Genomic DNA, 12,701 nt, shown 5'->3' on the forward strand with positions numbered 1-12,701 from the left:
TGTTCATTTGTAGAGGGGGATTTTACTATGCAACGATTGCTTTTGCTATTTCTTCAACTGTAATTCTTGAGAAATATTGAGCTGTATCGATGGTCTGTAGTTTTTCTAGAACATCTTTATAATCATATTTTGTTCCTATTAATAGGTTTTCAATGTCTTCAACATCTTTAATACCGAAGAAATCTCCGTAAATTTTAATATTTTTGATAACTGATTGTTGAACATTTGCGAAAGTATTGATCTTACCAGCAGGATAGCGAACATTTCTTTCAATAGTGTATTCTGGAGCCTTACCGTAGGTCCAATCCCATGTTCCAAATTTTGTATCTGCTGATTCTTGGATTTTTTCTAACTCATCTTCTGAAAGGACATATTCTGTCATCTCTGGATAGGTTTCTTTCATTTTTTCTAAAATTTTATCAGAGAATTCATTTACAGTAATCTTTTCAGGTAGTTCATCTAAGATATTAGTAACACGTGCTCGAACTGATTTGATTCCTTTTGATTCAATTTTATCCTTGCTTACTTTTAAGGCATCGCCAAGCACTGACATATCAACATCAAATAAAAGACAGCCATGGTGCATCATACGACCTTTATAATAAGCCTGGGCATTACCACAGAATTTCTTGCCATCAATTTCTAAATCATTACGACCAGTAAATTCAGCCTTAACCCCTAAATCAGCTAAAGTTTCAATAACCGGTTGGGAGAAGGTTTTAAAATCGAAAGCTCCTTCTTCTGATTTATTAGAAATAATGGTGTAGTTTAGATTGTTTAGATCATGATAAACTGCTCCACCACCAGATAATCGACGAACTACATGGATACCATGGGAGTCGATGTATTCCTTATTAATCTCTTGGATGGTATTTTGGTGTTTACCAATAATAATAGCAGGTTCATTAATCCAAAGGATGAAAATTTCATCTTCTGAGGTCAATTCTTTAAAGGCATAGGCTTCTAGAGCAACGTTGTAAGCTGGGTTATTACTCTTGTTAACAATATATTTCATTTCTTCTCCTAATTTTCGTCATTCATAACTTCTATTTTATTCCAAAATACTGTAAAACACAAGCTTTATAAGCACTTATTCCTTAGCGATTAGCAAGTATTTTTTACGGACAGGCAAAAAGAAAAAGCTTAGGAAAGCCTAAACTTTTTCAGCTATTTAGCTATTATTTTTTTCTCTTTGGTGGGTTATGGATAGCTTCGCCAAGAACATCTGCAAAAGCTTCATACATAACTTCTGAGAAGGTTGGGTGGCCATGGATTGATAGTAATAATTCATCAACTGTCAATTCAGATTCCATGATTGTAGCAGCTTCATTGATCATTTCAGCCGCTGCAGGACCGATGATGTGAACGCCAAGGATTTCATGGAATTTAGCATCGGCAATAACCTTAACAAAACCATGTGCTTCGTTAGAAGCAATAGCACGTCCATTTCCTGTAAAGCTGTTACGTCCCACTAAGATATCGCCATATTTAGCGCGAGCATCTTCTTCAGTTAAACCAACCATGGCAACTTCAGGATGTGTGTAAACAGCAGCTGGAGTAAATTCTAGGTTAGCCTTACGAGTGTTTCCACGCATTGCATTTTCAGCAGCTACTTCACCCATGCGGAAGGCTGCGTGAGCTAGCATCTTAGTTCCGTTAACATCACCTGGTGCATAGATTCCAGGAATTGAAGTTTCTTGATAGTTATTAACTTTGATACGGTTACGATCCATTTCTAAGTTAAGGTTTTCAAGTCCATTCATTTGTGGAACACGTCCGATAGATAGTAGGGCTTTTTCAGCAACAACTTCTTCACCGTTGTTCAATTTCAATGTTAATTGGTTGTTAGCTTCAACAATTTCAGAAACACCAACAGATGTTTTAATCTTCATGCCTTTTTTAGACAAGATCTTTTGAAGTTCAAGAGAAACATCTTTATCCATAGCAGGGATAATACGGTCTGCCATTTCGATAACAGTCACATCAACACCATAAGATGCCCAAACAAGACCAAGCTCGATACCAACGACACCACCACCCATAACAGCAAGTGATTTAGGCATTTCACGTAGATCAAGAATATCATCTGAAGTCAAGACTAAGTTAGACTCAATTCCTGGGATGTTAATACGAGAAACTTTTGAACCAGTAGCAAGGATAATCTTACGGCCTTTAATGGTTTCAGAACCAATGGTAACAGTCTTATCAGGGTTTACTTGACCTAAACCGTTATAAAGGGTTACTTTGTTAGCTTTAAGAAGACCTTTTACTCCGCCTGTAAGGGTTTTAACCACTGAGTTCTTGAAGTCAACTGTTTTATCCATATCAATAGTATAGTTAGTTGAAGCTAAGTTGATACCACGTCCAGCAGCAATTTTAATACCATCAAGGATTTCAGCATTTCTGAGGTAAGTTTTTGTTGGGATACATCCCACATTCAAACAGGTTCCACCAAACTCAGATTTTTCAACAATGGCAACTTTACCACCAAGTTGTGCAGCACGGATAGCCCCGTAGTAACCAGCAGGTCCACCACCTACAACAACGATATCATATTCGTTGTCCGCAAGAGGTTCTTTATTAGCTGAAGCAAGAGATTGCTCTGTTTTTTCTGGTGCTTTTGGCACTTCAAGACCAGCAGCTTTTAAATCTTCAGTAGTACGAGCTACTTCTACATCAGAACTAGCCTTTGTTCCTTCTTCGATTTGTTCACCTTCTGCTCCGATGTAACCAATAATTTCAGTTACTGGTACAGTTTCGCCATCTTGACGAACAATTTTTAGAAGGACACCAGAATCTTCTGCTTCGATTTCCATATTTGTCTTGTCTGACATGATTTCAAGAAGGATATCTCCTTCATTGACAGTATCACCTTCTTGTTTTTTCCACTCGATGATTTCACCTTCTTGCATATCAACACCAAGTTTAGGCATAATAATTTCAACAGCCATTATTTTCTCCTTTATCTCCTCAAGGCTAAGCAAGCTAAACTTTTTTCTAGCTTTCTTAACCATTATAAGCTTTTATTACCGACTTGTATAAGTAAAAATGACTTATCAGATCAATAATTCAAATGGATTTTCCATTAGGTTCTTAAGATCAACCATGAATTTAGCACCATTCATACCATCAACAATACGGTGGTCAATAGTCAAGCAGAGTGCCATGATTGGACGTGCAACAATTTCACCATCAACTACAGTTGGTGTTGGGATTGTTGCACCGACACCCAAGATAGCTGAGTTTGGTTGATTGATGATTGGGTTAAATGTCTTAGTGCCAAACATACCCAAGTTGGTGATAGAGAATGTTGAACCAGACATTTCTTTTGATTTTAATTTACCTTCTTGAGTTTTCTTAATAACATCCTTAGAAGCTACAACAAAATCTGAAAGACTCATTTTATCAGCATTGTGAACAACTGGTACAATCAAGCCACCATCTAAACCAACAGCAATACCGATATTAACGAATTCATGCAATTCGATTTCTTGGGCATCATTTATAAGAGATGCATTTAAGAATTTGTGCTCAGGTTTCATTAATGTTTTAACAACTGCCATCCCAATTAAGTCTGTAAAGCTGACTTTTAAGCCAGTCTTATTCATGATTGGGTCAATTAGCTTCTTACGAAAAGCAATCATCTCAGTCATATCAACATCATAATTCAAGGTAAAGGATGGTGCTGTTAGATATGAGTTGGTCATCCCTTTTGAGATAGCCTTACGCATAGCTGACATCTTGATAACTTCAACACCTTCTGGTAGATCAACTTTTGCTTTTTCTTCTTTAGCAGACTTGGTTTCTACTTGTTGAGCTGGTTTAGAAGCATTGATCAGAGCAAGGATATCTTCTTTCATAACCTTACCTTTGAATCCACTACCAGTAACTTGTGCTAAATCAAGTCCAGCATCTTCTGCCATCTTACGAGCAAGTGGAGATGCTTTTGGTTGAGCATTTTTAAAGTTTTCAACATCTGCAGCATGAACACGACCCTTAGGTCCTGAACCAGCAATCTGACCAAGTGAAAGTCCCATCTCTTTAGCTATCTTACGAGCAGCTGGCGTTGCACGAACACTTCCTTCTTCACCTTGTGGCACTGAAGTTGCTGCTAGTTCTAAGTCTGGTCTGTCAACATCTTCTTTAGGAGCTACCTTTGGAGCAGCATCTGCAGAATTTGGAGCAGGGATTTCAGTAGTTTTTTCACTAGAAGCAACAGTATCAACAGACTCGCCTTCTGCTCCGATATAACCAATAACTTCAGTGACTGGTACTGTATCACCATCATGACGGACAATCTTTAGAAGGACACCAGCGTCTTCTGCTTCAATCTCCATATTTGTCTTGTCTGACATGATTTCAAGGAGAATATCACCTTCTTTTACAGTGTCACCTTCTTGTTTTTTCCACTCGATGATTTCACCTTCTTGCATGTCAACACCGAGTTTAGGCATTATAATTTCAACAGCCATAATTTCCCTTTCCTTTATCTTTTAAGCTAATACAGTTGAAGGAAGCCCCAAGCTTGGGACTTCTTCATCTCTTTATTAGTTACCATTTCTTGCCATTTTTACAATAGCAGCTTTAATTTTTTCAACATCTGGTAAAATAGCTTGTTCAAGGACACGAGCATAAGGTACTGGCACATCTTCACTTGCAAGACGGACAATAGGATGATCCAAATAATCAAATGCTTCACTTTCAGTAATCATTGTGGCAATTTCACCAGTGTAACCACCAGTTTTATAGGCATCATTGACAAGCATCACACGACCAGTTTTCTTAACAGATTCGATAATCAATTCTTTATCTAATGGTACAAGTGTACGTGGGTCAAGGACTTCAACGTTGATTCCATCTTTAGCAACTTCTTCAGCTGCTTGAAGAACACGTTCTAGCATACGACCATATGAGATAATGGTTAAGTCAGTACCTTCACGTTTGATTTCACCTTTTCCAAGTGGAATATAGAAATCTGGGTCCTGGTTAACTTCTTCTTTTTTACCATAAAGAGCCTTAGGTTCCATGAAGATAACAATGTTGTTATCTTGAATAGCTGATTTTAACAGACCTTTGGCATCGTTAGCAGTTCCTGGGGCAACAACCTTGATACCTGGAATATGTGTCATCCATGCTTCAAGTGATTGTGAGTGTTGCGCAGCTGACCCAATACCTGAACCTGAGGCAACACGGAAGGTTACAGGAGTTTTCATTCCTCCACCAAACATGTAGTTGTTTTTAGCACCATTGTTAACAATGGCGTCCATCATGATTGTAAGGAAGTCCATGAAAGTTACGTCAACAATTGGACGAAGACCTGTAATTGCAGCACCAATTGCAGCACCTGAAATAGCAGCTTCAGAAATTGGTGTGTCTTTAACACGTTTTGCACCAAATTCTTCAAACATACCTACTGAAGTACCGAAGTCACCACCGTAAATACCGACATCTTCACCCATAAGGAAGATATTTTCATCTTTGCGCATTTCTTCTGACATGGCAAGATTCACGGCTTCACGCAAAGCCATTAATTTTGTTTCACTCATTTATTCTTTTCTCCTAGTTTTTTCAAAATAGAAATTTTCTCTTATCGAAATTGTTGATTCTAATGATATAGATACTAATCTTGTAATAAGCTTAGTCTACCCAAACATCTTCAAATGCTACTGAAAGTTCAGGATCAGGACTGTTTTGAGCATATTCATAAGCATCGTCAATTTCTTTTTTAACTTGTGCTTGGATAGCATCCAATTCTTCATCAGTAGCTATACCTTCTTTTGTAAGGTAAGTTCTGTATTTAATCATTGGATCTTTTTCTTTCCAAGACGCTACTTCTTCTTTTGAACGGTATTTACCAGCATCAGCTGTTGAGTGACCAAACCAACGATAAGATTCTACTTCAACAATTGCAGGTCCATTTCCACCACGAACGTGCTCTACAGCTTTTTCCATTGTTTCATAAACAGCTAAAACATCATTACCATCTTCACAGTAGAAACCTGGAATTCCGTATGCTTCAGCACGGGTGTATAAGTGAGGAGTATTTGTAGCATTATTAATGCTCATTGAAATACCATAACGGTTGTTAATGATGAAGAATATAACAGGTAATTTCCAAGTAGCAGCCATGTTTACTGATTCATGGAATGATCCTTCATTAGTTGCACCGTCCCCAGAGAATGCAACCGCAATGTTATTAGTACCTTTATATTGTTGTGTTAAAGCAGCACCTACTGCAAGAGCATAGCCACCACCAACAATACCATTAGTACCGTAGTTACCTTTTTCAATGTCAGCCAAGTGCATAGAGCCACCGCGTCCTTTTGAGACACCAGTTGCTTTACCTGCAAGTTCAGCCATCATTTTATTTAAATCCATGTCTTTAGCAATAGATTGACCATGTCCACGGTGATTTGAGAAGATAATATCGTCATAAGTTAAATGCGCAACAGCACCGACGTTTGCTGCTTCTTCACCTACTGAAAAGTGAGTCATTCCTTGTACAAATCCACGACGAACTAGTTTGTTGATACGTGAGTCAAATTCACGAATACGTTCCATTTTAAGAAACATATCCAGATGTTTTTCTTTCGAAACTGTTACCATTTTGGCCTCCAAAATATTATATTACATCTCCAATGATAACTTTTTTTCAGACTTTATGCAAGCAATTGAGTTCGCACTATTAGCTAAAACATAAGGTTTATAGGAACATTACTTGTTTGTTAAATCACAAACTACTTTGTTATATATAATAATCTGTTATATATAACAGATTATGTAAGAAGATTTAACTTGAAGAAAAAGACCTTTTTCTATTGATTTTTTCTTAGGTGCGGGGTGAGCGCGACTTTTTTTTAGAAATTGCTGACTCTCAGATCACTCACCTCACAAATAGCTGAAATAAAAGGTTTTCAGTAGTCTGATCAGGGCCAGTCATCTTTTTCTGTCATGAGATTTCGTAAGAAATAGTAAGTCAAAAAGTGATGAATAAGAAAATTCATCACTCAGTTTGAAAAAAAGTTATTTTTTGCTAGCTTCCTTAGGTACTGTCGGACAGGTTAAACAGTCAGGGGAGTGACTGTTTGAGAAAACCAAAGAGTTCCATACCTAACTTTCGACCCTAAGATCTGGCAAGTTCCCGGTATCTAAAATGTTGATATTAAAGCCATTCTACACTTTCAGAACGGCGGAGCTAGCCTTAATAAGCTCGCTCTTGCTCGCAGAAATAGGAAATCTATTGATAGCCTGAAGAAGCTTCTTAGCCTATTCCTAGGTAAATTGGGTTTGTCTGGCCTCTAAGAAAGCTTCTACTTCTTTCTTTATAGTCCGATTTTTAGTCCGATTTCTTCCCACTCTGCCATTAAGGACTCTTGTTCTCTTTCCAAATGATCTAATTTACTTTGGCTTTCGATCAAGAAACTGGCTTCATTGCTATCTAGCATTTCTGCTTGAATAGAACTAACTTCTTGATCCAGGTCTTCTAGTCTTTTTTCTATCTCTTCAAGCCGTCTGCTTAATTTTCGCAGTTCCTTCTGATCTTCTTTTTGCCTTTGATAATCATTAAGCGCTCTAGCCTCACTGAGGACCTCTTGACTACTATCAGCTTTTAGACTAGCCAGTTCTTCAAGCTCTGCTTTTTTTTCAATATAATAGTCATAATCTCCCAGATATAAAGTCGAACCCTGCTCTGATATTTCTAGCACCTTGCTAGCAACCCGATTGATGAAATAGCGGTCATGGCTGACAAATAATAGGCTACCTTCATAAGTAATGAGCGCATTTTCTAGGACTTCTTTACTATCAATGTCCAGGTGGTTAGTCGGTTCGTCCAAGAGTAAAAAATTATTATTTTCTAAGGACAATTTAGCTAGGAGAAGTCGCGCTCTTTCCCCACCAGAAAGCATGGCAACTGTTTTTTTGACATCCTCACCTGAGAATAAAAAGGCAGCCAGACGATTTCGGATATCAAGTTCTGTTTTTGTAGAGAATTCCGACCACAGCTCTTCTAAGACTGTATTACTATCACTTAAGCGAGATTGTGATTGGTCGTAATAACCGATGTCAAGGTTAGCTCCAAACTTGACATTTCCCTTAATAAAGGGAATTTGTCCAATGATGGACTTCATTAGGGTTGACTTGCCGATCCCATTTGGGCCAACAATAGCGATGGCGTCCAACTTACTGATTTCTAAATCTATGGGTTCTGAGAGGATCTTGTTTTCATATCCAATGGCCACATCCTTTACTTGCAAAACAACGTTGCCCGAAGGCTTATCAACCTGGAAGGTCATATTGGCCTGCTTATTTTTAGCGTTTGGCTTTTCTAGGCGTTCCATTTTTTCTAATTGTTTTCTTCTAGCCTGTGCTCTCTTGGTTGTTGAAGCTCGTACGATATTTTTTTGAACAAAGTCTTCTAATTTAGCAATCTCTTTTTGCTGTTTTTCAAAGTTTTTTTCTTCACTGGCTAGTTTTTCTGCCTTTAAGTCAACAAACTGCGAGTAATTACCAACATAGCGGTCCAAAGAATTTGGATTTAAGTCCAAGGTTAAGGTAGCCACCTTGTCTAAGAAATACCGGTCGTGACTAACAATAATCAAGGCTCCCTGATAGTTGGACAAATAATTTTCTAGCCAAGCAATGGTATCAATATCAAGATGGTTGGTCGGCTCATCCAGTACCAGTAAATCCGGCTTCTCTAATAACATCTTGGCTAGAGCCAAACGTGTGTTTTGTCCGCCAGATAAGTCCGAAATTTTCATGTCCCACATAGATTCATCAAATTTAAATCCGTTCAAAATAGCTTTAATTTCGGATTCATAAGCAAAGCCATTTCTCAAGCGGAAACTTTCTAAAAGGTGATCGTAATCAACCATCAACTTATCAAAGTCAGATCCACTTAGAAGAGGCATTTTTTCTTCCATCTGCCTCAGCTTTTTTTCATCTTTTCTGAGTTCGGTAAAGACCTTCAGCATTTCATTATAGATGCTATTAGTCGATTCAAAACGGCTATCTTGAGCCAAATAGGACAAAGAAAGATCTCTTTTTTTGTTAATTTCCCCACTGGTCGGGCTTTCTTCACCGACTAATATCTTTAAAAGGGTGGACTTGCCTGCACCATTTGGGCCCACTAGGGCGATACGATCACGTTCGTCTACCTGTAAATTTATATTTTTAAATAAGGTGTCTCCTGAAAAAGAACGTTCAATTTTATTTGCTTGAAGTATAATCATAAGACTATTTTATCAAAAAAAGCCCCACTTGGGGGCATTTCTAGGTTAAATTATCGCTTTATTTTAGCTAGCATAGAGTTCTTTTACTTTTAAAATATCGCTTTTTTGAATCCCGTAATAAGAGCCTGAAGATTGCATAACTGATTCATTAGCATCATCATGTTCTAAACCAATGGCATGCCCCAACTCATGTTCAGCTGTGTGAACAATCCTCTCAGAACTATAACCATATTGGTTATCAAGTAAGTAATAGGCATTTAATAAAACTTTTGCAGAAGCAATGGTTTTAGTACTACTTAGGCTTTTAACCTTTGCTAAACCTGCAGCTTGCAGACTTGAATCCTTAGTGTGATCGGCAATAATATCGGCTTTCTCTTTTTCTTTTACTATTTCAAGTTTGAAGACACCAGTTTGATTCCAATTGGTGATTGCAGCTCGGTAGGCATTGACAAAAATAGGTTCTTCTGTAGCAATAAAGATCTTGGCCTGATTCTTAGGCCACTTCAGATCTTTTTTATCGGTAGAGTGATCAGAAAGCTTGTCTTTGAGCTTTGATCCCTTGGTCAGTTGCGCCCCATCAGTATGTTTCCAAGCATCATAGATAGCCACAATTTTATGGGTCACGTTTGCAATATCATGAGCAAATTTTGAATCACTGTGATTGGAATAATAAATTAAAGCAAAGATAATGATCGCTAAGACCAAAACAGTCTGCACAAAACCCCAGATAATTCGCCAAATCATTAAAAAGATTGTTTTTGGTAACCACAGTACCATCTTTAAAAATTTCTTCATCTTTTTCCTTATAAAACTTTCCTAAGAAAGCCTTTCTTCTTTGACATAATTAATGGGTAACCACTCAAGAAGGACTTCTAATTGTTTATTCCAATAATACCAGTCATGGGTACCATGATCATTGCGATAGTTAATATCAAGTCCAAGCTCTAAGAGTTCTTCAACGGCCATCTCATTGGCCTGATATAAGAAGTCTTCGTAGCCACACCAAACGTAGAAATGAGTTTTCTTATCAGACTCTTTGACCATAGTAGACAAATAATGCTTTTCAACAGCTTCAGAATCTAGATCACCAAAGATGCCTTGCCAGTAATCCATACTGATAGCATTAAACTCATCAAAGGCCATATCTGGTTTTCTAAGGGCTCCAGAAAAGGATGCCGCATAAGAAAAACGATTTGTTTTCAGAGCCATTTTAAAGGCACCATAGCCTCCCATTGATAAACCAGCAATAAAGGTCTTTTCTCTTTTCTTGGTCATATTAGGGAAGAAATTGGCTAGTACTTGAGGTAATTCTTCTGCCAGAGCTTTATAGTATGGCAAGCCAGAGGCAGTATCTGTGTACCAGCCTAAGTCTGTTGAAGGCATGACAACAATCATATTAGTATGACGAAGCAAACGTTCAATATTTGTTCTTTTCTGCCAAGAGTTCTCATTGCCTCCCATCCCATGTAACAAGTATAAAACAGGGATATCCCTATCTCCTTGTTCTTCTTTACTTAGGCTTGATTGGTCTGGATAAATGACATTAACTTGTCTTTCCATTTGTAAAACTTCAGAACGGTATTCAATCTTTATAGTTGCCATAAATGATACTCCTACTTATAACTTGCTTATTCTAAAAGAGGCCTGTATTAACAAGCCTCACCTCTTTTATGAACGGACTTCCATAACGACAGGAAGAATTGCTGGACGGCGTTTGGTTTGCTCAAATAAAAATTTAGAAAGTTCATCTCTGACAGAACCTTTTAGTTCACCCCAGTCAAAGCTATCTTTTTGCAAGTAGTTGTCAACAGTGGTGTTTACTAATTCTGCACTTTCTCTAAGGATGTCTCTGCTCTTTTTCACATAAACGAAACCTCGAGTGTTGACCTTAGCCTTTGAGATGATTTTTTTATCACGTTTGCTAACGGTAATAGCTACAATGAAGATACCATCTTCAGATAGGACTTTTCGATCACGTAAAACGATATTCCCAACATCCCCAATGGCATTACCATCAATCATGACGTCAGACGCTGAAACACCACCTTCATGAAGGAAGCCATCAGACTCTAAGATCATGACATCACCACGTTTCATAATGTAGATGTTTTCTGGTAGAAGGCCTACTTCTTCAGCTAAGCTAGCATGAGCTGATAGGTCACTATATTCTCCTTGGACTGGGAAAAGATAGCTTGGCTTCATCAGATTAATCATCAACTGAAGGTCACGACCATTGGCATGGCCAGAAACGCGAAGGTTTTGTGTGATCAATTTAACTGAACCACCAGCCTTATAGATTAGGTTTTCAACCCGAGCCACCATGGCTTCTTTAGAAACATTTGGTGTGGTAACAATGTAGACCAAATCCCCTTCTTTAATTTGCACATAGCGGTGACGACCTGAAGCCATCTTTTGAAGATTATTAATAGGCTCACCCATTCTTCCTGCTTCAAGGATAATAAGCTCCTGATCTTCATAGTGTTTCATGTCTTTAGGTTTAATTAATAGTTTTTCATCAACGATGGTTAACTTTTTAAGACGAATAGCTGTGCGGACCACATTTTCAACGTCTGCGCCAGTCAAGACCACACGACGACCATGTACAACTGCTGAATCAAAAACTTGTTGAATACGAACTAGATTAGATGCTACTGCTGCAATAATGACACGCCCTTGGGCATCGCCAATAACATTACTCATTTCTTCGCCAACTTCAGACTCGCTGGCAATCTGTGTATTGCTGGTTGCATTGGCAGAAGCTGATAGCAGAGCTAAGACACCTTCCTTACCAATCTCAGCCAAGCGTGACAGATCTGTCTGATAAAATTCACGGGCTGCTGGGTCAAATTTAAAATCACCTGTATAGACGATATTACCCCGATCAGTTCCAATCACAATACCTAAACTTTCTGGGATAGAATGAGTTGTCTTGAAAAATGAAACAAGGCCATCTTTAAATTCAATTTCTGTTTCACTATCCACCACGTGGAAATTATTGAATTTCTTTGTACTGTTATTGTTTTTAACAAATAGTTTGGCTAATTCAATAGTCAATTCTGAACCAAAAACAGGTACTGATACCTCAGATAACAAGTAAGGTAGGGCACCTATTGAATCTGCATGTCCATGTGTTAAGAAGACACCTTGAACCTTGTCCTTATTTTCAATGACATAATCAAGGTTTGGAATCACCAAATCTACCCCTAATTGTTCATTTTCAGGATATTTTAGTCCTGCATCCAAGATGAACATGGAATCATTTACTTCAACCAAGTAGAAGTTCTTACCGTACTCACGAACTCCTCCCAAGGCTATTATTTTAATATCACTCATGATACTCCTTTTTATATATTTTATTACAAACGGTCCTTAACTTTGTAAGTCGAATTACTGCACTGTAGCAAAGCTACATTCTCATACAGTATAACATATTTGTAAAGTTTTTTCTTGAAAGCAAAGCTAATTTAA

At 37.8% G+C, this 12,701-nt stretch carries 9 protein-coding genes; all 9 read right to left on the minus strand.

Annotation, left to right across the window (positions count from 1 at the left end; genetic code table 11):
- Positions 1 to 25: 25 nt before the first annotated feature.
- The 9 genes from HBN42_RS02345 to HBN42_RS02385 all read right to left on the minus strand — a co-directional run bounded on the left by HBN42_RS02345 (position 26) and on the right by HBN42_RS02385 (position 12,566).
- Complete coding sequence (locus HBN42_RS02345; protein ID WP_165993339.1) at positions 26 to 1,015, minus strand: lipoate--protein ligase; 990 nt, start codon at positions 1,013 to 1,015, stop codon at positions 26 to 28.
- A 163-nt stretch (positions 1,016 to 1,178) separates the two neighbouring features.
- Positions 1,179 to 2,951: a dihydrolipoyl dehydrogenase gene (gene lpdA, locus HBN42_RS02350; protein ID WP_165993341.1), complete on the minus strand. Its 1,773-nt coding sequence runs from the start codon at positions 2,949 to 2,951 to the stop codon at positions 1,179 to 1,181.
- A 105-nt stretch (positions 2,952 to 3,056) separates the two neighbouring features.
- Positions 3,057 to 4,472 carry a dihydrolipoamide acetyltransferase gene (locus HBN42_RS02355; protein ID WP_165993343.1) on the minus strand — a complete coding sequence of 472 codons (1,416 nt, stop codon included), beginning with the start codon at positions 4,470 to 4,472 and terminating at the stop codon, positions 3,057 to 3,059.
- 75 nt (positions 4,473 to 4,547) lie between these two features.
- On the minus strand, positions 4,548 to 5,546 hold the full coding sequence (locus HBN42_RS02360) for an alpha-ketoacid dehydrogenase subunit beta (RefSeq protein ID WP_165993345.1): 999 nt from the start codon (positions 5,544 to 5,546) through the stop codon (positions 4,548 to 4,550).
- A 91-nt stretch (positions 5,547 to 5,637) separates the two neighbouring features.
- Complete coding sequence (locus HBN42_RS02365; RefSeq protein ID WP_165993347.1) at positions 5,638 to 6,606, minus strand: thiamine pyrophosphate-dependent dehydrogenase E1 component subunit alpha; 969 nt, start codon at positions 6,604 to 6,606, stop codon at positions 5,638 to 5,640.
- A 716-nt stretch (positions 6,607 to 7,322) separates the two neighbouring features.
- The gene (locus tag HBN42_RS02370; protein WP_165993349.1) at positions 7,323 to 9,233 is read right to left on the minus strand and encodes an ABC-F family ATP-binding cassette domain-containing protein; all 1,911 of its coding nucleotides are present in this window, start codon (positions 9,231 to 9,233) and stop codon (positions 7,323 to 7,325) included.
- A gap of 63 nt (positions 9,234 to 9,296) precedes the next feature.
- The gene (locus HBN42_RS02375; protein ID WP_165993352.1) at positions 9,297 to 10,028 is read right to left on the minus strand and encodes a matrixin family metalloprotease; all 732 of its coding nucleotides are present in this window, start codon (positions 10,026 to 10,028) and stop codon (positions 9,297 to 9,299) included.
- Positions 10,029 to 10,049: 21 nt separating this feature from the next.
- Complete coding sequence (locus tag HBN42_RS02380; protein WP_165993354.1) at positions 10,050 to 10,835, minus strand: alpha/beta hydrolase; 786 nt, start codon at positions 10,833 to 10,835, stop codon at positions 10,050 to 10,052.
- A 66-nt stretch (positions 10,836 to 10,901) separates the two neighbouring features.
- Entirely contained in the window at positions 10,902 to 12,566 is a 1,665-nt protein-coding gene (locus HBN42_RS02385; RefSeq protein ID WP_165993355.1) for a ribonuclease J, read from the minus strand.
- Positions 12,567 to 12,701 lie beyond the last annotated feature (135 nt).

This window comes from Streptococcus catagoni (genome assembly GCF_011421425.1).
Taxonomy (GTDB): domain Bacteria; phylum Bacillota; class Bacilli; order Lactobacillales; family Streptococcaceae; genus Streptococcus; species Streptococcus catagoni.